This is a genomic window from Flavonifractor plautii ATCC 29863 (genome assembly GCF_000239295.1).
Classification (GTDB): Bacteria; Bacillota; Clostridia; order Oscillospirales; family Oscillospiraceae; genus Flavonifractor; species Flavonifractor plautii.
This window is the reverse complement of the sequence record NZ_JH417857.1, coordinates 1-20,735: the sequence shown is the minus strand read 5'-3', so window position 1 is coordinate 20,735 and position 20,735 is coordinate 1. Positions and strand designations below refer to the sequence as shown.

The window sequence follows — 20,735 nt, the reverse complement described above, 5'->3', positions numbered from 1 at the left end:
CGTAATTTCATTTTCTCCCCATACCGAAAAATACCCTTCGAGTTTGATTATACCCCTCCGTTTTAAAAAAATCAACCACTGGTAAATTGGTAAGGGCAGGTTTTTTAAAAAAAGAAAACCGGGCGGTTCGGGTTTTGCCGAACCGCCCGGCCTTTCTCAGCCGCGCCCCGTTGTGGATTGGGCGTAGACGGCGTCCTCCTTCTGAATCTGGGCCTGGGTGACCAGCGTGCCGTCCAGACCGCAGGCCTGGAGTACGGCCAGGGTGTGCCGGGCCCCGGACTGGAGGGTGATGCAGACCGTGTAGCCGTCCTCCTCCTCGCCGCCGGTGCGTCCGGCGGGCCGGAACTCCAGGTAGAGGTCGTTGTAGTAGCAGTTTTCCAGCCGGTCCCGGTTCTCCAGCAGATAGCGGCGGCCCAGGGTACCCTCGGCCAGATCGGCGCGGACAGCCTCCTCCAGTCCGGTCAGGGCGGAGGCGGGGACAATCGCGCTGTCCGTATCGGGGTTGGTGAGCCAGGCGTCCACCAGCCGGTCTCCCTCCCGCTGCGCGTGGAAGTAAGATTCACCAGCCAGGCCGGGGGCGTTGAGCAGGGCGTCCAGCCGGGCGGCGGGGGTGCCCGGCGTGTCCAGCTCGGACTGGCTGAGGGGAACCCGGTATTTCCGGGTCAGATAGGAGCCGTCCATGAGGGTATAGGAAATGTCCACATAGGTCCAGCCGTCGGACTGGATGCTCAGGCCGCTGCCGTCCTCTGACCAGGTGCTCTCCCAGTCCGCTTCCTCCAGCTCCTCCTTGTGCGCTACAATGGACTGGTGCAGGCCGGTAAGGGCTTCCAGCTCCTCCGGGGTGTCCAGGGTGAGGGTGGCGTAGCCCAGGTCGTCATAGGGGGCGGACTCCATGCCGGACAGGTGGGCGCTCTGTACCTCAGCGGCGTCGGGCACCCGGCCCTCAAAGCCGGTTATATCAAACTCCATCGCGCACATGGCGGCCGTCAGGCAGCACAGAAAGACCACGCAGCCCTTCCACGCGCCCCGGAATACCCAGAAACTCTTGCACAGCAGCATCTCGGCCACAAAGCAGCCCGCCGCGCCCCACACCACCATGAGAACCAGGAGCGTCCACGGCCCGCGGGGCAGCAGAGGGTCCAAAACGTAGTAAAAGACAGTGCTCAGTGTCACAGCGGTGCAGAAGGCCACACCGTATTTGAACACCGGGCGCACCCAGCGGACGCTGACCACGTCGCCGGCGCTCTCCAAATGCCGGCGGCGGTAGGCCGCCAGGGCCAGCCCTGCCAGCACCAGCCCGATGAGGGCGTACAGGGAGGCATAGCCCAGACCGGCAAAGTAGGGATCGCCCAGCATGCTGTTTCCGGCGGCGTCCGTTATGGTATCATACTGGACGTGACAGGCCTCGGAGAGCAGCAGCACCGGGGTGAGCCAGACGCCCAGCTTCTCCAGCCAGGCAGCGCTGGTGAAGCCGAAGAGAAATTCCTCGGCCATACGGCTGAAGACCCAGCACAGCCCGGCGGCCAGGCCATTGAGAACCACATAGAAGGCGGGCAGGGCCAGCACGTGGCCGGTGAACATGGCGCAGAACACGGCAAAGGAGTAGAAGAAGAGCCCGAACAGGCTCACCACCACCAGCCAGGTGAACAGGCTGCTGAACACCACTGTGCCGGCAAAGACCTCCGCCGCCAGGGCCAGCAGGAACACCGCCAGATTGGGCAGCAGCAGGAACAGAAGCCCCGACAGGTAGTTGGTGAGGAACAGGCCCTCCCGCCGCAGGGGCAGGGCGTGAAGCATGCCCACCGAGCGGCTGGCATAGAGGTAGGAGAACACCGCCATGGCGCACAGCAGGCCGAACAGAGCGGTCAGCGCAACGGCGGCGCTCGGGCCGCCGTCCAGGTAGTTCAGGGGCAGGCTGCGGGCCATTCCCCCGTCCCAATGTATCCGGTTGGACAAAATATTGAGGGGCAGCACCGCCAGCCAGAACAGGCCGTACAGCGACCAGATGGGCCAGAAGCGGGCGAAATTCTTGCGCAGCAGGGTAAAATTAAAGTACGATGTCGCGGACCGCATAGTCCTCACCTCCCAGCTCATAGATAAAGATCTCCTCCAGGGTCAGGGGCAGCGCCTCCATCAGAATGGGGGCGAAGGCGGCCAGACGGTTGGTGATCTCGGTGGCGTTGCCCCGGATGATGAGGGTGTGGATGCGCCCCACCTGGGAGACGTGGAGCACCTGGAGGTCCCCGGGAAGCTGGGGCAATTCCTTCTCCTGGAACACCACCTGCATCTTGACCACGTTCTCCTGCAGGGCGCTCAGGCTCCGCTCAATGAGCACCTTCCCCCTGGAGAGAATGCCCACATGGTCGCACACGTCCTCCAGCTCCCGCAGGTTGTGGGAGGATACCAGCACTGTGGTGCCGTGGTCGGCCACGTCTCCCATCAGCAGGGACCACACCTGCCGCCGCATCACCGGGTCCAGGCCGTCCACCGGCTCGTCCAGCACCAGGATGTCCGGCCGGCAGCACAGGGCCAGCCAGAAGGCGGACTGCTTCTGCATGCCCTTGGAGAGCCGCCGGATGGGCTGCTTTTCCGGAATGGTGGTAAACACGTCCTTCAGGGCCTCGTAGCGCTTGACGTCGAACCGGGGATAGAAGCCCCGGTAAAAGCGCATCATGTCCCGGGTGGAGGCGGAGAGGAAATAGTAAAGCTCGTCGGGGATGGAGGCGATGCGGGACTTGGCCTCCGGGTTTTCGTACACCGGGTTGCCCTCAATGAGCACCGAGCCGCTGTCCTGCCGGTAGACGCCGGTGACGTGGCGCAGCAGGGTGGACTTGCCTGCGCCGTTGGGGCCCACAAGCCCGTAGATGGACCCGTGGGGCACCGTCATGGTCAGTCCGTCCAGGGCCCGAAACCCGTCAAAGCTCTTAACCACATTTTTTGCTTCAATCATAGCTGCGCTCCTCTCTCACAGTCTGCCGGGCCGCCGCCTCCAGCCGCCCGGCCAGCTCCCCCGCGGTCATGCCCAGGAACAGAAGCTCCGCCGCCGAGGCGTCAAATTCCCGGAGCAGGCGGTCCCTTCTGGCTGCATTCACGTCGGCCTGGGGGGCGGCGAAGGAGCCCTTGCCCGCCACCGTGTAGAGATAGCCCTCCTGCTCCAGGGACTCATAGGCCCGCTGGATGGTGTTGGGGTTGATGGCCAGCGAGGAGGCCAGCGCCCGCACGGAGGGCAGTTTGTCTCCCGCCTGGAGCGCCCCGGTCACCACCAGATGGCGCAGGCCGTCCCTGACCTGCTCGTAGATGGGCCGCGCATCCCGGTAATTGAGTTGGATCATACCGTCGTCTCCCTTCCGGAAACTGTATTACATGAAATAGTACACTTAGTATACACGCCGCCGGAGGGAAAGTTTTTAATTATTTCTGACGTTTTTTTAAAACAGCCCGCAGTCCCGGGGCAGAATCCGCCAAATTTCCAGTGACAACAGGGCGGGATAGGCGTATAATAGAACCACCTTATCAAGAGAAAGCGGGTGACACCCATGAACCAGAGGGCCTGGATGGAGTACCGTGCCTGTGTGGAGGAGCTGCTGTTTTCGTCTCAGGTGCAGCATATGAAGTCCATCCGGCACCACCCCGGCGTGTCCTGCTATGAGCACAGTGTCTTTGTGTCCTATGTGGCCTGGTATCTGGCGGACCGGTGGGGGGCCGACGCGCGCACCGCTGCGCGGGCGGGGCTGCTCCACGACCTGTATCTCTACGACCCCCGCACCCTGCCCTCCTACCGGCAGTGCTTTGCCCATCCGGTGGCCGCCGCGGAGAATGCGGCCGCGCTGTGCGGCGGCCTGACCGCCCGGGAGAAAAACTGCATTTTGGCCCACATGTGGCCCCTGTCCCGCCGGGCGCCCCGCAGCCGCGAGGCGGCCGCGGTCTGCCTGGCCGACAAGCTGTGCGCCACGGCTGAAATCATGCAGATCTGGCGGAACCTGGGCCTGCGCCGGGCGGTTTTGAGCGGCGCGTGAGCAAGCCTGTCTCTGACAGGCTTGCTTTTGTTTTTTAAATGGGGACGGCGAGGGGCCGTTTTGCAAAGAAAGGAACGGAAAAAGGGGCGGGAAATTGTGCAAGCCTCCCAAGAGCGAAAAATTACCCGCTTTTTTTGAAATTTCCGATGCATTTTCAGTCCTGCTTTGCTATAATCTGATTGCAAGAAATCCATGTTTTTGAGGTGATTTCAACATGAACGCGACTGGAGCGGTCGTATTCCTGCCACGGGAGGGCAACGGCCCGTCCCTGATGCTGGAGGAGCTCCTCTTCGATCCCGCGGCCCTGTGGCTGGCGGAGTCGCTCAGGGCCGCCGGAGTGGAGCGGTTTTTCGTGGTCTGCCACACCGACGACCAGGCCCGGGCGGCGGCCTGCTTCCCCGCCGGCACCGAGTTTGTCACCGGCGGCAGCGGCGACGCAGTGGAGCAGCTGTCGGCTTTTCTCAACGCCCTGGAGGGCAAGGTGATCGTGATCACCAAGCCGGTGCTGCTGGACTGGGGGGATGCCCGGACGCTGGCCGGCCTGGAGAACGGCGGCGTACTCGACAGCAAGGACACCGGCGTGTACCGCATCGACGGCGGCCTGCTGTCCCAGACTCTGGCTGAGGGCGTTGGCCTGGAGGAGGCCCTGAAGGAGAAGGGCGACCGCTTCAACAGCCGCGGCGTCTGGTTCCAGGGCGCCTATCCCATCCGCTCCGGCTGGAACGGCCGCATGGAGGCTGAGATGGTGGCCCGGCAGCACGGTGTGCGCCGCCTGCTGGAAGCCGGAGTCCGCATTATGGACCCCAGCCATTGCTATGTGGGTCCCCGGGTGAAGGTGGGGGAGGGCACCGTCCTGCTGCCCGGCACAATCCTGCGGGGGGAGACCGTCATCGGCCGGGACTGCGAGGTGGGTCCGAACGCCATGGTGCGGGACTGCACCGTGGGGGATGGCGTCACCATTAACTCCTCCCAGCTCAATGAGAGCACCATCGGCGACGGGGTGAAGATCGGCCCCTTCGCGTACATCCGCCCCAACTGCCACGTGGGGCCCGGCGTCAAGGTGGGCGACTTTGTGGAGCTGAAAAACTCCACCATCGGCGAGGGTACCAAGATCTCCCACCTGACGTACGTGGGCGACTCCGACGTGGGCGGCCACGTCAATTTCGGCTGCGGCACCGTCACGGTGAACTATGACGGCACCAGCAAGTTCCGCACGGTCATCGGCGACCATGCGTTCATCGGCTGCAATACCAACCTGGTGGCCCCCGTGCGGGTGGGGGAGGGGGCGTACACCGCTGCGGGCAGCACCATCACCGACGAGGTGCCCGCCGACTCCCTGGCCATCGCCCGCACCCGCCAGACCGTCAAGAAGCAGTGGGCCGCCAAGCGGCGCAACCGCAGAAAGTAGCTCTTTCCCGCAGCCGCGGGATACAGGATAGAGAAAAAATGTGAGAGGATGTTACAAGAATGATCGCACACGGTAAGGACATCAAGATCTTTTCCGGCACTTCCAACCGCCCCCTGGCCGAGGCCATCTGCAAGGAGGTGGGCACGGAGCTGGGCAACGCCGAGGTGGGCGCCTTCTCTGATGGGGAGAACTTTGTCTCCATCTATGAGACCGTCCGCGGCTCCGACGTGTTCGTGGTCCAGTCCACCAGCTCCCCGGTCAACGACAACCTCATGGAGCTGCTCATCATGATCGATGCCCTCAAGCGGGCCTCCGCCGGCCGCATCACCGCCGTGATGCCCTACTTCGGCTACGCCCGCCAGGACCGCAAGACCAAGCCCCGCGACCCCATCTCCGCCAAGCTGGTGGCCAACCTGATCACCCGCGCCGGCGCCGACCGGGTCCTCACCATGGATCTCCACGCCAACCAGATTCAGGGCTTCTTTGACATCCCCGTGGACAATCTGCTGGGCAACCCCATTTTCACCAACTATCTCCACGACCGCTTTAACGGCAGGGAGGACGAGGTGATCGTCGTCTCCCCCGACGTGGGCAGCGTGGCCCGCGCCCGCGCCTTCGCCCAGAAGCTGGGCATGGGCCTGGCCATCGTGGACAAGCGCCGCCAGAAGGCCAACTCCTCCGAGGTCATGAACATCATCGGCGACGTCCGGGGCAAGAAGGTCATCCTCTTCGACGACATGGTGGACACCGCCGGCTCCCTCTGCGGCGCGGCCCAGGCCCTGGTGGAGCTGGGCGGCGCGGTGGACGTCATCGCCTGCGCCAGCCACGGCGTGCTCTCCGGCCCCGCCGTGGAGCGCATTGAGAAGAGTGTCCTCAAGGAGGTCTACTTCCTGGATACCGTGCCCCCCAAGGCTGGCGTCGCCTGCGACAAGATCAAGTATCTCTCCGTGGCCCACATGTTTGCCGAGGCCATCGAGCGCATCTACGAGGAAGTGTCTGTCTCGAAACTCTTTGTATAAGACGGACAGGATAGTACAAATATGGCGGGGGGCGGAGCGTTGCTCCGCCCCCATTGCCGCATGGAGGAAAAACGTTGTTTTTTGACAAAAATCGGGGCGCCGGGGCTGAATGGCTGGTGGTGGGCCTGGGCAACCCCGGCGAAAAATATGAGAATACCCGCCACAATGTCGGCTTTCTCACCGTGGACGAGCTGGCCGAGCGGGCCCGGGTGCCCGTGCAGAAGCTGAAGCACCGCGCCCTTACCAACACCTTGGAGGTGGGGAGCGTCAAGGTGCTGCTCATGAAGCCGGTGACCTATATGAACCTGTCCGGCGAGGCGGTGGGGGAGGCCGCCCGCTTCTATAAACTCCCACCGGAGCGGGTGCTGGTCATCTCTGACGACGTGTCCCTCCCCGTGGGCAAGCTGCGCATCCGCAAGGGCGGCTCCGCCGGGGGTCATAACGGCCTCAAGAGCATCATCCAGCACCTGGGTACCGACCAGTTCCCCCGGATCAAGGTCGGGGTGGGCCAGAAGCCCCACCCAGACTATGACATGGCCGACTGGGTGCTCTCCAAATTCGCCGGGGAGGATCTCAAGACCATCACAGAGGCCATCCGTAAGGCCGCCGACGCGGTGGAGTGCCTCATTCAGGAGGGGCCGGACAAGGCCATGAACCGCTTCAACGGCTGAGGAGTGCGCCATGATCACCTTTCGAGAAATTGATAAAAGCAACTATATGGAATGCATCTGCCTAAAGGTGAAGGACGAGCAGCGCGGCTTTGTGGCGGATAACGCCCGCTCCCTGGCCGAGGCCCGGTTTGAAGAGGGCCTGTATACCCGGGCCGTCTATTCCGACGGCGTCATGGTCGGATTTGTCCTGTTTGATTATGACCCCGAGCTTCCAGGGTGGTGCATGAGCCGGTTCATGATCGGCGCGCAGTACCAGGGGCGGGGCCTGGGCAAAGAGGCCGTGCTCCGCTTTCTGGACTTTATGAGGGAACACATGGGGGTGCGGGAGCTCTACCTCCATGTGGAGCTGGAGAATACGGCGGCCTATGAGATGTATCAAAAGCTGGGCTTTCGCGCCGTCCGGGAGATCCAGTATACCTTTGACGGGGCGGTCTACCGGGAGCGGCGGATGAAGATTTGCCTCTGAGACTCCCCGCCGCCCATCCCACGCCGGGCCTCCGAACGGCCCGCGCCCACAACTTCCGATCTTTTCTGTGCCGAGGTGTCCTATGAAGCCACTGCTCTCCGCCCTCAACGACATACCTGAATACCGCTCCCTGCTGGCGGCCATCGACAACGGGGCCTGTCCGGCGGCCTTTTCCGGGCTGTCGGCGGTGCACCGCGCCCACTTCGCCGCGGGCATCCGCCAGGAGCTGAACCGCCCCGTGGTGGTGGTGTGCGCCGACGAGGGGGAGGCCGAGCGCATGGCCAGGGATCTGGCCGCCCTGTCGGGGGAGGCGGTGCGCACCCTCTCTGCCCGGGAGTTCACCTTCCACAACGCCGCGGTGGTGTCCCGGCAGTACGAGCACCGGCGGCTGTCCACCCTGCGGGCCCTGGCGGCGGGGGAGTGCCCCCTGCTGGTCTGTACGGTGGAGTCCATTCTCCAGCGCACCATTCCCAAAACCCTGCTGACCCAGGCGGCCCAGGTTCTGCGGATGGGAGAGCGGCACGACCTGGGGGAGCTGGCCGGCACCCTGGCCGCCGCGGGCTACACCCGCTGCGAGCAGGTGGAGGGCGTGGGCCAGTTCGCCCTGCGGGGGGGCATCCTGGACTTTTTCTCCCCGGCCCACCCCAAGCCCGTCCGGGTGGAGTTCTTCGGGGACGAAATCGACGCCATGGGCCTCTTCGATCCCGACACCCAGCGGCGCATCGAGAACCTCGGCGCGGCGGAGATCCTGCCGGCGGCGGAGGTGCTGCCCCAGTTTGCCCCTGGCGGGTACGGCGGGCTGCTGGAGGGGCTGGACCGTCTCATTTCCCAGGCAAAGCGCCGCAAGGGGAGCGAGACACTGGTGCAGACGCTGGAGGAGGACCGGGAGCGGCTGGCGGCCAGCACGGCCTTCCCGGCCATGGACCGCTACATCGCCCTGATCTACCCCGTCATGGCCACGGCGGCGGATTACTTCCCCGAGGATGCGGTGGTGGTGCTCAGCGAGAGCCCCCGGGTGGCCGAGCGGGGAAAGAGCTACCTGTGGCAGTTGGGAGAGGACGCCAAGGCCCTGATGGAGCGGGGAGAGCTGGCCGGGGAGCTGGCTGACTTCGCCCGCACCTTTGAGGAGCTGACCGAGGTGTTGGCCGACTGGCCGGTCTGTTACCTGGACGCCTTCACCTCCTCCCGGTACCCCCAGCGGCCCCGCACCCTGCTCAACCTGCTGACCAAGCAGCTCCCCTCTTACGGCGCCAGCCTGGAGACCGCCGTCTCCGACCTGGCCCACTATGTCTCCGACGGATTCCGCACCGTGGTGCTGGTGAGCAGCGAGCAGCGTGCCCTCAACCTCCAGGCCCTCCTGCGGGAGCAGAAGATGACCACCGCCGTGGATTTCCAGCTCCACGAGCTGCCCGGCTACGGCAAGGCGGTGATTGCCGTGGGGGGGCTCACCGCCGGCATGGAGTACCCGGTGGGGCGCTTCGCCGTGCTCACCGAGGGGCAGTCCCTGCTGGGCAAAAAGCGCAGGAGCAAGCCGGTGACCAACCGGCAGAAGCTGGGCTCCTACGCCGACCTGTCTCCCGGCGACCTGGTGGTACACGAGCACCACGGCGTGGGCCGCTTCCTGGAGATGACCAAGATGACGGTGGACGGGGTGCAGAAGGACTACGTCAAGATCGCCTACGCCGGGGCCGACGTGCTCTACGTCCCCGCCACCCAGCTCGACCTGGTGAGCAAGTACATCGGCTCCGGGGAGGACGCCCAGGAGACCCGCAAGCTCTCCAGGCTGGGGGGCACCGACTGGGAGAAGGCCAAGACCCGGGCCAAGAAGGCCGTCAAGGATCTGGCCAAGGGGCTCATTCAGCTCTATGCCGAGCGGCAGCGCCAGCCCGGCTTCGCCTTCTCCCCCGATTCCCCCTGGATGAAGGAGTTTGAGGACGAGTTCGAGTACGCCGAAACCGACGATCAGCTCCGCTGCATCGCCGAGATCAAGCAGGATATGGAGCAGGCCCGGCCCATGGACCGGCTGCTGTGCGGCGACGTGGGCTACGGCAAGACGGAGGTGGCCTTCCGGGCCATCATGAAGTGTGTGCTGGACGGCAAACAGGCCGCCATCCTGGTGCCCACCACCGTGCTGGCCCGGCAGCACTACCTGACGGCTAAGCAGCGCTTTGCCAAGTACCCGGTGGAGATCGACGTGGTCAGCCGCTTCCGCACCCAGGCCCAGATGAAGGACACCCTGCGGCGGCTGGAGCAGGGGGGCATCGATCTGCTCATCGGCACCCACCGGCTCTTTCAGAAGGACGTGAAATTTAAGGATTTGGGCCTGCTGGTCATTGACGAGGAGCAGCGCTTCGGCGTCCAGCACAAGGAGAAGCTCAAGGAGCTGTCCAAGCAGGTGGACGTGCTCACCCTCTCCGCCACCCCCATCCCCCGGACGCTGAATATGGCCCTCTCCGGCATCCGGGACATGTCCACCCTGGAGGAGCCGCCCATGGATCGCCAGCCGGTGCAGACCTATGTGCTGGAGCACGACTGGGGGGTGCTCTCCGACGCCATGCGCCGGGAGCTGGAGCGGGGCGGCCAGGTGTACTACCTCCACAACCGGGTGGAGACCATCACCCGCACCGCCGCCCGCATCAAGGAGATGCTGGGGGAGGACGTGGCTGTGGCGGTGGCCCACGGCAAGATGAGCCAGGAGGAGCTCAACGACGTGATGACCCGCATGAGCGACGGCGAGGTGGACGTGCTGGTGTGCACCACCATCATCGAGACGGGCATTGACATCGCCAACGCCAACACCCTGATCATCGAGGACGCCGACCACATGGGCCTGGCCCAGCTCCACCAGATCCGCGGCCGGGTAGGCCGCTCCACGCGCAGGGCTTACGCCTACCTGACCTACCGCCGGGGCAAAGTGCTCACCGAGGTGGCCTCCAAGCGCCTGGGGGCCATCCGGGAGTTTGCCGAGTTCGGCTCCGGCTTCAAAATCGCCATGCGCGACCTGGAGATCCGGGGGGCGGGCAATGTGCTGGGGCCGGAGCAGAGCGGATTCCTGCTCAGCGTGGGCTACGACATGTACCTCAAGCTGCTGGAGGAGGCGGTACTGGAGGAGCGGGGCGAGAAGCCGGAGCGCCCCACCGAGTGCGCCGCCGATCTCAGTGTGGCCGCCTCCATCCCAGACCGCTATGTGCCCTCGCCGGAGCAGCGGATGGACCTCTACCGCCGCATCGCCGCCATCCGCTCCGAGGCGGACGCCGACGACGTGATGGATGAGCTCATCGACCGCTACGGCGACCCACCCCGCACGGTCAACAACCTCATCTCCGTGGCGCTCCTCCGCGCCGACGCCGCCCGGAACGGGATCTCCCAGATCGACCAGAAGGGTGCCAACCTGAATTTCTATCTGGACCAGTTCGATCTCCAGCGGGTGAGCGCCCTGTGCGGCCTGGAGAAGTACCGCTCCCGCCTGCTCTTCTCCGCCGGGGAGAGGCCCTACCTGGCCCTGCGGCTCAAAAAGGGGGAGGACGCCCTGAAATTTGGCCGCAGGCTGGTGGAGGACTATGCGAAGACCGCCCCGGATCAGACAGAGGGATAGAGCGGGGGTGGACTCCCCCTGCCGGCGGCAGCCGGCGCCGCGTGTGCGGCGGAGCTGGGCGGGATTCACTTCCGCCCAGCGAAATGAAATGAAATGGGGCCCCCGGCCCGCTCCTGGCGGGCTGGGGCTGAGGACGCCCTGAAATTCGGGCGCAAGCTGGTGGAGGACTATGCGAAGACCGCCCCGGCTGAGACAGAGGGATAGAGCGGGGGGCGGACTCCCCCTGCCGGCGGCAGCCGGCGCCGCGTGTGCGGCGGAGCTGGGCGGGATTCACTTCCGCCCAGCGAAATGAAATGGAACGGGGCCCCCGGCCCGCTGCTGGCGGGCTGGGGCTGAAGACGCCCTGAAATTCGGGCGCAAGCTGGTGGAGGACTATGCCGAAAACGCCCCCAAAGCGGAGCCGTAGGGCGGCGCGCAAAACTTCCGGTTGTATCCGCTGGGGAAATGGTGTACACTGGAACAGGCTTTTGGAACCCAAATAAGGAGGACAAACACGCATGAACGTGAAACAGTTTCTGTGCGCCGGCATGACCGGGGCGCTGCTCGTGGCAGGACTGACAGCCTGCGCGCCCGGCGCGCCGGAGGTGGACCCGTCCGACGTGGCCTATCAGACCGCCGGTGTGACCAGGGACACGGTGCTCTTTACGGTGGATGGCACAGAGGTTACCGCCGACGAGTACCTGTTCTGGCTGCTCCAGAGCGTGGCCTCGGCCAAGCAGAGCGGTTACCTGGCGGACGACGACGCTTGGGAGGAGGAGCTCAACGGCGTCCCCACGGCGGAGTATCTGAAGGAGGACGCGCGGAACACCAGCGTGCTCTACACCACGGTGTCCAACCACGCGGCGGCGGCGGGACTGACCGTGACCGAGGAGGAGCAGGCCGAGGCGGACGCTGAGCTGGAGACGCTGACCCAGCGGGTGGACAGCTATTACGGGATGACCCTTCAGGAGTACCTGGACCAGCAGTGCATCAGCGAGGCGGCTTTCCGCAAGCTGAACCAGGTGCCCTATCTGGCCCGGAGCCTCCAGACCCAGATGGAGGAGGCGGGGGAGCTGACCGCCCAGGACGCCGATCTGGATGCCATGGTGGAGGAGGCGGGCTACTACAAGGCCAAGCACATCCTGCTGGCCTTCCCGGAGAACGAGGACGGCAGCGCCGTCACCGACGAGCAGAAGGCCGCCGTCAAGGCGGAGGCCGACCAGCTCCTGGCCCAGATTCGGACCGCCGCAGACCCCTTGGTGGAGTTTGACAAGGTGATGAACGAACGCAGCGACGACGGCCGGGACGAGAACAACCAGCTCTATGCGCCCGACGGCTACCTGGCCTATGCCGGCCAGATGGTGCCTCAGTTTGAGAGTGCCGCCAAGGCCCTGGCCGTGGGTGAGATCAGCGAGCCCGTGGAAACCGCCTACGGCTACCACATCATTCTGCGCCAGGACTTTACCGACGAGGAGCGCCAGCAGCTCCGGGACAGCATGGCGGCCATCTACCCCGATTACGCCATGAGCAAGCTGAACGAGCAGTGGGTGGAGGAGGCGAAGGTAGAGGTCAAGCCCGCCTATGAGAAGCTGGATCCCAATTCCTTCTACAAGAATATGGTGGCCTTTGCCGAGCAGTGGCAGGAGGAAAAGGCCGCCGAGGAGGCCGCTCAGGCGACCGCCAGTCCCGCGCCTGAGACCGGGACCCCGGCACAGAGCACAGAGCCCGCACCGGATGCCACCGGGAGCGGAGCGCAATAAGCACAGGCAAAAACCCCGCCGATCCGGCGGGGTTTTTGATTAAAAAACTATAGTTTAAAAGAAAGATTCTATTGTTTATAGTAAAAATCCAAAGTTGTGTCAATCTATATCTAAAGTTTGGGACAAAGGGTGAGACACAATGGAGGACAAGGAGAAAAAGCTGGCGCTGCAAAAGGCGGTGGGCGAGCGGGTGTACCACAGCCGGAAGCTGGCGCGGATGAGCAAGGAGGAGCTGGCCGAGCGCCTGGGCATCTCCTCCCAATATGTAAATGATATTGAACAGGGGAAAAAGTGTATGTCCATGGCGATTTTTGTGGAGCTGGGCGAGGTGTTCCACACAGGGCTGGATGAGCTCGCCCACGGCGCGCAGAAGGAGGAGCCCGTGCTGGAGCACCTGCTCTGCCACCTGCGCCAGCTCTCTCCGGTGCAGCGGGATATGGCCGTTCACATGCTGCATCTGGCGTTCCGGGCCGCCCAGGAGCTGGGCCCGGAGGAGTAGGCGTGGCGCTGGAGATCCGGGTCCTGGTGGTGGAGGATGATCCGGAGACCCGGATGCTGACGGAGGCCCTTCTGTCCGGACGGAAGGGGGTCTGCCTATGCGCGCTGGCAAAGGACGGCCTGGAGGGGCTGGAGCTGGTGGAGCAGACCAGGCCCGATATCGTGCTGCTGGATCTGATTCTGCCCGGGATGGACGGGCTTGATTTCCTCCGCGCCCTGCGCCGCCGGAGCGCACGTCCGGCTGTGGTGGTGGCCTCCCAGGCCTCGGAGCCCACAGTCATCCGGCTGGCCTTTCAGCTTGGGGCCAGCTACTATCTCATAAAGCCCCTCAACTTCGACTCCCTGCCCGATCTGTTTCACTCGCTCTGCCTGGAGCCCCGGGAGCGGGCGGCGGCGGACTATCTGCGGGGGATGGGCGCGTCCGGGCTGGGGGTGGAGGCCGCCGCGCGGACGGCGGCCGTGCTCTCCACGGGCGCGGAGGGGGCCATTCCGCTCAAGGAGGGGTATGCCGCCGCCATGGCGGCCCAAAACACCAGCTACGCCTGCGTGGAGAAAAACATCCGCTCCATGGTGGGCAAGCTCCAGGCCGGGGCCTGCGGGGAGTATCAGGCCCTCATGGGCGGCCTGCCGGCCGAACGGCCCAGCAATGAGCTCTTTCTCCGCCGGCTGGCCCGGCGGATTTTGGAGTGGTAGCGCCACGTTTCCCCTGAAATCGGACAGGCACTCTGCTATACTGTAGCCAGAGATTGGAAACTACAGTGAGCGAGGAGCGAGCGACATGGGCGTATGGCATACATACAGCACCAGACAGACCCTGTCTGAGCTGGAAACGGACAAGTCCCGGGGGCTGAGCGGGGCGGAGGCGGAGCGGCGGCTGGCCCGCTGGGGGCCCAACCGGCTGGAGGAGGGGAGGCGGCAGGGGCTGCTGCTGCGCTTCCTGGGGCAGATGAAGGACCCCATGATCCTGGTGCTGCTGGCCGCAGCGGCCCTGTCCCTGTGGGCCAGCGGCGGCGAGGACTGGCTGGATGCGGCCATCATCCTGGTCATCGTGGTGGTGAACGCCTGCATCTCCATCTCCCAGGAGGACAGCGCCGAGAAGGCCCTGGAGGCCCTGCGGAAGATGTCGGCCCCCCTGGCCAAGGTGGTGCGGGACGGGGCGCTTCAGCGGCTGGAGACCGACCGGCTGGTGCCCGGCGACATCATCCATCTGGAGGCGGGGGACCTGGTGCCCGCCGACGCCCGGATTCTGGAGGCCGCCTCCCTCCAGGCCGATGAGAGCGCCATGACCGGCGAGTCCGTCCCCGTGTCCAAGGGGCTGCTGTCCGCCCTGCCGGAGGACACCCCCCTGGCGGAGCGGCACAATATGGTGCTCGCGTCCACCGTCATCACCCGGGGGCGGGCGGTGTGCGTGGTCACCGGCACCGGCATGGACACCGAGGTGGGCCGCATTGCCGGGCTGCTGCTGGGGGAGGGAGAGGGACAGACCCCCCTCCAGAAGAAGATGGCGGAGATCTCCAAGACCCTGTCCTTCGTCTGCCTGTGTGTGTGCGCGGTGATGTTCGGGGTGGGGCTGCTCCAGGGGCGGCCCATGCTGGACATGTTTCTCACCGCCGTCTCCCTGGCGGTGGCCGCCATCCCCGAGGGGCTGCCCGCCATCGTCACCATTGTGCTGGCCCTGGGGGTGGCCCGCATGGCCCGGCGGCGGGCCATCGTCAAGCGCCTGCCCGCCGTGGAGACCCTGGGGTGCGCCGGGGTGATCTGCTCGGACAAGACAGGCACGCTCACCCAGAACCGCATGACCGTGGTGGACGTGTGGACGCCCCGGAGCGGCGAACGGGCCCTGGCCCTCACCATCGGAGCCCTGTGCTCCGATGCCGCCCTGGCCTGGAAGGGACGGGAGCCGGTGTCCACCGGCGATCCCACCGAGACCGCACTGGTGGACGCGGCGGCCCGGGAGGGCCTGGATAAAAATGGACTGGAGGGGGAGTGGCCCCGGCGGGGGGAGCTGCCCTTTGACTCGGAGCGCAAGCTCATGACCACCGTCCACCAGAGGCCCGGCGGCGGCTGGCGGGTGTGCGTCAAGGGGGCCCCCGACGTGCTCGCCCGCCGGTGCCGGCTGGATTCCGCCGCCGCCCGGCGGCTGGAGAGCCGGAACGAGGCCATGGCGGGGAAGGCCCTGCGGGTGCTGGGGGTGGCCTACAAGGATCTGGCCATGCTGCCCCGGGAGCTGAACAGCGCCGCTCTGGAGCAGGGACTCACCTTCGTGGGACTCATCGGCATGATCGACCCGCCCAGGCCGGAGGTGCGCACAGCGGTGGAGCAGTGCTACGCCGCGGGCATCAAGCCGGTCATGATCACCGGCGACCACAAGCTTACCGCCGTGGCCATCGCCCGGGAGCTGAACATCTACCGTCCCGGGGACCTGGCCCTGACGGGGGAGGATCTGGACTTTCTGCCCCAGGAGGTGCTGGAACAGGAGGTGGAGAAGTTCTCCGTCTATGCCCGGGTGTCCCCCGAGCACAAGATGCGTATCGTCAAGGCGTGGCAGGCCCGGGGAAAGGTGGTGGCCATGACCGGCGACGGCGTCAACGACGCCCCCGCCCTCAAGGTGGCGGACATCGGCTGCGCCATGGGGGTTACCGGCACCGACGTGGCCAAGGGAGCCGCCGATATGATCCTCACCGACGACAACTTCGCCACCATCGTCTCCGCCGTGGAGCAGGGCCGGGGCATCTACGCCAACATCAAGAAGGCCATCCACTACCTGCTCTCCTGCAACATCGGAGAAATTCTCACCATCTTCTGCGCCACGGTGTTCCACTTCCACCAGATGCCTCTGGTGCCGGTGCAGCTTCTGTGGCTCAACCTGGTCACCGACTCCCTGCCCGCCCTGGCCCTTGGGGTGGAGCCGGTGGAGGAGGGGGTCATGTCCCAGCCGCCCCGGGACGCCCACGCCTCCCTCTTTGCCCACGGCTTTGCCTTCCGGCTGGCCTGGCAGGGGGTGATGGTGGGGCTGCTGACCCTGGCGGCCTATTTCCTGGGGGAGTATGTGCTCTCCGACCCCGGCGAGGCCCACGCCGCCGCCAACACCATGGCCTTCGCCACCCTCACCCTGTGCCAGCTCTTCCACGCCTTTGACGTGCGCAGCGAGCGCTCGTCCCTCTTTCACATCGGGGTGTTCTCCAATCCGGCCATGAACAAGGCGTTTCTCATCGGCCTTACCATGCAGGTGGCCGTCCTGTGCGTGCCGCCCCTTCAGGTGGTGTTCAGCACCGTTCCCATGAGCCCTCTGGAGTGGGCCGTGGTGCTGGCCCTGGCCATTACCCCCGTGGTGGTGTGCGAGCTGGCCAAGGCCGTGAGCCGCGGCCGGACCCGCCGTCCGGCGCGGGCGGAGAAGGTGGAGCCAGCCTGTGCCCGGCGCTGAGCCGGGACGAATTAAGAGGCGGAATTCCCCCCGGCCGCAGGCCGGGGGGGATTCCGCCTCTTGTGCTGTCTGTAAACGGATTTATGCCTGCGCCTCCTCAGGCGCGCGCTCCTCCTTTACCTCGCGGATGAGGATGAAGGGGGTCAGCTCCCGGGACTGGCCCGCCGGGTTGTCCCGGATCAGGCCCTTGAGGGTCTCGTCGTCCAGGGTGACGGAGGACGCCTTGCCCAGAATCTCCACGTTCAGATCGTTGGCGTCCACAATCATGGCCTGCACGCCGGTGGCGGCCTCGATCTCGTCGCACACCTTGCCGGGGTTCTCCGGGATGCGGATGCCGAACTCGCCGTACTCCTGGAACTCGTGGTCGTAGAAGCCGTCTAGGCCGGACACCTCCTGGCCCACCATCTCGTAGAACACGCCCCGTTTGCCGAACAGCTTGGCCACGCCGGCGCAGAACGCGGCCCAGAGTACGAACAGGGCGCCCCGCTCGTTAATGGCGAACTGCATCTTGTAGGGGCTGTCCACGCCGATGCCGGCGGAGGAGTGGGAGGCGAAGCGGGACAGGAACCGGGCCAGGCGGCCCACCTTCATGTCCTTCTTGTAGACCACCCGCTTCTGGCACAGGCCGATGATCTTTTCGCTGGAGGAGAGCAGGTCACCGGGCTGCCACAGGGGCTTGACGTACTGCTCCACCAGGTCGATATAGCTCTCGCCTACCTGGACGAAATGGGTCTGGATGGCGTGGCGGGCGTAGGTCTTTCCGCCCACCTCTATGGTAACGCTCTTTCCCTCGTTTGCGCGGAATTCCATGGCAAAACCTTCTTTTGTGTTTATTGTCCCTCCTATTATAGCCAGCCGGGGGACAATGTGCAACCAAAAGTTTTGCTGTGAAGCCTCAAATACCCTCGTTCTGGGGGATTTTTGGCAGGCTGTCGAAGCCCTTCTGTAGGTCGGCATCGGTGGGGATGGAATCGCTCATCTTTCCGCTGAGGTAGTTCTCATAGGCGGTCATATCAAAGTACCCGGTACCGGTGAGGCCGAAAAGGATGGTCTTGGCCTCGCGGCTCTCCCTGCACCGCAGAGCCTCGTCGATGGCCCCCCGGATAGCGTGGGCAGATTCAGGGGCGGGGAGGATGGTTTCCCGCTTGGCAAAGAGCACCGCCGCCTCAAAAACGCGGTCTGCTCATAGGCCACCGCCTCCATATAGCCGTCGTGGTAGAGCTTGGAGAGGATGGGGCTCATGCCATGATAGCGCAGGCCGCCGGCGTGGTTGGCGGAGGGGATGAAGCCGCAGCCAAGGGTATACATCCGGGCCAGGGGAGTGACCCTGCCGGTGTCGCAGAAATCGTAGGCGTACTTGCCCCGGGTGAGGGAGGGGCAGGAGGCTGGTTCCACCGCCACGATGCGGGGATTCCGTATCCCCCGCAGCTTGTCGGCCATAAAGGGGGCGATCAGCCCGCCCAGGTTGGAGCCGCCGCCGGCGCAGCCCACCACCACGTCGGGATATTCCCCCAGCTGCTCCATGGCCAGCTTGCTCTCCAGGCCGATGATGGACTGGTGGAGGAGCACCTGGTTGAGCACGCTGCCCAGCACATAGCGCTTGGCGCCGCCGCTCTGGACGGCGGACTCCACCGCCTCGGAGATGGCGCAGCCCAGGCTTCCTGTAGTCTCCGGGTGGTCGCGCAGGATCTGGCGGCCCACCTCAGTCGTGGGGGAGGGAGAGGGGGTGATAGAGGCGTCAAATACATTCATTACCGCCTTTCGGAAGGGCTTCTGCTCGTAGGAGCACTTGACCATAAACACGTCGCAGGTCAGGCCGAAGTAACTGCACGCCTCACTGAGGGCGGTGCCCCACTGGCCGGCGCCGGTCTCAGTGGTGACGCCAGTTAGGCCCTGCATCTTGGCATAATAGGCCTGGGCCACGGCGGAGTTGAGCTTATGGGAACCGGAGGTGTTGTTCCCCTCAAACTTGTAGTAGATCCTGGCCGGGGTATCCAGGGCCTTCTCCAGCTCGTAAGCCCGAATCAGCGGGGAAGGGCGGTACATCTTATAGACGTTTTGAATGGGTTCCGGAATATCCACATAGGCGGTGGCGCCATCCAGCTCCTGGCGGGCAAGCTCCTCACAGAAGATGGGGGAGAGGTCGTCCACACCCAAGGGCCGGAGGGTACCGGGGTGGAGCAGAGGATCGGGCTGCTCGGCCATGGCGGAGCGCAGGTTGAACCACTTCTGGGGCATCTGGTCCTCGGTCAGATACAGGCGGTGGGGGATCTTGCTCATGTTGATACACTCCTTTTCTGTGTTGCAGGGGAAAAGGGTACAAAAAAGCCCTTTGTCCCCAAGATTGTTTCTCTGGGACAAAGGACTGTAGCTTCAGCCTCTGCGGTGCCACCCGGATTGACGTATACCAGCGCATACGCCCACTCACTTTCACGGGCCGATCAGCCCATGCTCCCCGGATAACGGGTGGAGTCCCCGTCGCGCTACTGAGCCCAAAGGCTGTTCGCTGTGCCCTCAAAAGTCCATTCATCCGAGCGTTGCCTGCCGCGATTCCACCACCCGCGGCTCTCTGAGAGGCATTGATACCGGACTACTCCTCTTCGTCATCGGTTTACCGATTTGATTTGCTACAGTATAACGGCGGCGGCCCGGTTTGTCAAGCTCTTTTTTGTAAAAGTTGGGCCGGGCCCGCCGGGTGGGTGGATTACAGCAAATTTTAATCTGAGACCCCTTTTTTGACAGGGTGGGATCTGCTACACTGGGAAAAAGGCCTTGGGAGGTGCCGAATATGAGGTATGTTAAAGAATTTGCGGCCGTACTGGCGCTCCTGATGCTGGCGGGCTGCGCCGGGAAGCCGGTACAAGAGTCCCCGGTGGCGACGGATGAGGGCATTCCAGCGGGGCAGATCTACCTCTACGGGGAGATCCACGGAATCGCCGCCATCGAGGAGTACGAGGCGGAGCGGTGGAAGGAGTGCTACGACCGGGGGATGCGGCACCTGTTTGTGGAGCTCTCGCACTACACGGCCCAGTGGCTCAACCTGTGGATGGACGCGGAGGACGATGAGATTCTGGAGCAGCTCCACCAGGATTGGGAGAGCACGCTCTCATCCGGCGCCGAGACGCTGGATTTTTACCGCACCATCAAGGAGCAGTGCCCCAAGACGGTGTTCCACGGCACCGACGTGGGCCACCAGTACGACAGCACCGGGGCCCGTTACCAAGACTATCTGGAGGAGCGGGGCCTGGCGGACACGGAGGACTACCGCCTGACCCTGGAGGCCATCCAGCAGGGGAAAACCTTTGCCGAGCGTGGCTCCGATATTTACCGGGAAAACCGGATGGCAGAGAACTTCATCCGGGAGTTTGACGCCCTGGATGGGGAGAGCGTCATGGGCATCTATGGCGCGGCCCACACCGACCCGGATGCCATGGCGGACTCCGCGGGAACCGTCCCCTCCATGGCCGCTCAGCTGGTAGAGCGGTACGGGGACTCCCTTCACACCGAGGACATCCCCTGGATTGCCTGGGAGCCCCAGCGGACGGATACCCTCACCGTGGCGGGGAAGGAGTACCAGGCGTCCTACTTCGGGGAGGAGGATATCTCCGGCTGGGCCGGGGACTACCAGTCCCGGGCCTTCTGGCGGCTGGAGGGGGCCTATGAGGACTTCGAGGACTGTCCCGAGAGCAGCGATGTGCTGCCCTGCAACGACTATCCCATGCCGATTGAGGCCGGGCAGGTGTTTGTCCTGGGCTACACCCGGAAGGACGGAACATCAGAGCGGAAGTACTACCGCTCCGACGGGGAGGTATGGAACGGCATGGACTGCACCATGGAATTTATCCCGGAATAAGCTCATAAAACGGCCGTGGGGCCGCCGGATCCGGCGGCCCCACGGC

The 20,735-nt window shown here is 64.8% G+C and carries 15 protein-coding genes and 1 pseudogene; 11 read left to right on the top strand and 5 right to left on the bottom strand.

Annotated elements, in window-relative coordinates; translation table 11 throughout:
• Nucleotides 1-156: 156 nt before the first annotated feature.
• From HMPREF0372_RS18545 to HMPREF0372_RS18535, 3 genes are read right to left on the bottom strand one after another with little or no spacing between them, the layout of a single operon-like run.
• Nucleotides 157-2,073 (bottom strand): ABC-2 transporter permease, encoded by a 1,917-nt coding sequence (locus HMPREF0372_RS18545; protein WP_007495946.1) that lies wholly within the window; start codon nt 2,071-2,073, stop codon nt 157-159.
• Nucleotides 2,048-2,950, bottom strand: coding sequence for an ABC transporter ATP-binding protein (locus HMPREF0372_RS18540; protein WP_007495945.1), 903 nt, complete (start codon nt 2,948-2,950; stop codon nt 2,048-2,050). The genes HMPREF0372_RS18545 and HMPREF0372_RS18540 overlap by 26 nt, the downstream gene beginning before the upstream one ends.
• Entirely contained in the window at nt 2,943-3,332 is a 390-nt protein-coding gene (locus HMPREF0372_RS18535) for a GntR family transcriptional regulator (RefSeq protein ID WP_007495944.1), read from the bottom strand. Before HMPREF0372_RS18535 ends, HMPREF0372_RS18540 begins: the two co-directional genes overlap by 8 nt.
• 204 nt (nt 3,333-3,536) lie before the next feature.
• Here HMPREF0372_RS18535 and HMPREF0372_RS18530 point away from each other — a divergent pair, with 204 nt between their 5' ends.
• From HMPREF0372_RS18530 to HMPREF0372_RS18485, 10 genes are all read left to right on the top strand, one after another.
• A complete protein-coding gene (locus HMPREF0372_RS18530) occupies nt 3,537-4,016 on the top strand; it encodes an HD domain-containing protein (RefSeq protein WP_007495941.1) in 480 nt (159 codons plus the stop codon).
• Nucleotides 4,017-4,230: 214 nt separating this feature from the next.
• Complete coding sequence (locus tag HMPREF0372_RS18525) at nt 4,231-5,424, top strand: UDP-N-acetylglucosamine diphosphorylase (protein ID WP_007495938.1); 1,194 nt, start codon at nt 4,231-4,233, stop codon at nt 5,422-5,424.
• 59 nt (nt 5,425-5,483) lie between these two features.
• Nucleotides 5,484-6,443, top strand: coding sequence for a ribose-phosphate pyrophosphokinase (locus tag HMPREF0372_RS18520; protein ID WP_007495936.1), 960 nt, complete (start codon nt 5,484-5,486; stop codon nt 6,441-6,443).
• A gap of 74 nt (nt 6,444-6,517) precedes the next feature.
• Nucleotides 6,518-7,114: an aminoacyl-tRNA hydrolase gene (pth, locus tag HMPREF0372_RS18515; protein WP_007495934.1), complete on the top strand. Its 597-nt coding sequence runs from the start codon at nt 6,518-6,520 to the stop codon at nt 7,112-7,114.
• Nucleotides 7,115-7,124: 10 nt separating this feature from the next.
• Entirely contained in the window at nt 7,125-7,580 is a 456-nt protein-coding gene (locus HMPREF0372_RS18510) for a GNAT family N-acetyltransferase (protein WP_007495932.1), read from the top strand.
• Between the two features lie 82 nt (nt 7,581-7,662).
• Entirely contained in the window at nt 7,663-11,175 is a 3,513-nt protein-coding gene (gene mfd / locus HMPREF0372_RS18505) for a transcription-repair coupling factor (RefSeq protein WP_007495930.1), read from the top strand.
• Nucleotides 11,176-11,672: 497 nt separating this feature from the next.
• Entirely contained in the window at nt 11,673-12,914 is a 1,242-nt protein-coding gene (locus tag HMPREF0372_RS18500) for a peptidylprolyl isomerase (RefSeq protein WP_007495927.1), read from the top strand.
• Between the two features lie 139 nt (nt 12,915-13,053).
• The gene (locus tag HMPREF0372_RS18495; RefSeq protein ID WP_007495925.1) at nt 13,054-13,413 is read left to right on the top strand and encodes a helix-turn-helix domain-containing protein; all 360 of its coding nucleotides are present in this window, start codon (nt 13,054-13,056) and stop codon (nt 13,411-13,413) included.
• A 2-nt stretch (nt 13,414-13,415) separates the two neighbouring features.
• Nucleotides 13,416-14,105 (top strand): response regulator, encoded by a 690-nt coding sequence (locus tag HMPREF0372_RS18490; RefSeq protein WP_007495922.1) that lies wholly within the window; start codon nt 13,416-13,418, stop codon nt 14,103-14,105.
• An 85-nt stretch (nt 14,106-14,190) separates the two neighbouring features.
• On the top strand, nt 14,191-16,836 hold the full coding sequence (locus tag HMPREF0372_RS18485) for a calcium-translocating P-type ATPase, PMCA-type (protein ID WP_007495920.1): 2,646 nt from the start codon (nt 14,191-14,193) through the stop codon (nt 16,834-16,836).
• 81 nt (nt 16,837-16,917) lie between these two features.
• Here HMPREF0372_RS18485 and HMPREF0372_RS18480 read toward each other — a convergent pair whose 3' ends face one another.
• Both HMPREF0372_RS18480 and HMPREF0372_RS18475 read right to left on the bottom strand, forming a co-directional pair.
• Entirely contained in the window at nt 16,918-17,646 is a 729-nt protein-coding gene (locus HMPREF0372_RS18480; protein WP_007495918.1) for a hypothetical protein, read from the bottom strand.
• A gap of 85 nt (nt 17,647-17,731) precedes the next feature.
• Nucleotides 17,732-19,116: pseudogene (locus HMPREF0372_RS18475) on the bottom strand (TrpB-like pyridoxal phosphate-dependent enzyme).
• A gap of 508 nt (nt 19,117-19,624) precedes the next feature.
• Between HMPREF0372_RS18475 and HMPREF0372_RS18470 the strand changes: the two are divergent.
• A complete protein-coding gene (locus HMPREF0372_RS18470) occupies nt 19,625-20,689 on the top strand; it encodes a hypothetical protein (RefSeq protein WP_007495915.1) in 1,065 nt (354 codons plus the stop codon).
• The last annotated feature ends 46 nt before the right edge of the window (nt 20,690-20,735 follow it).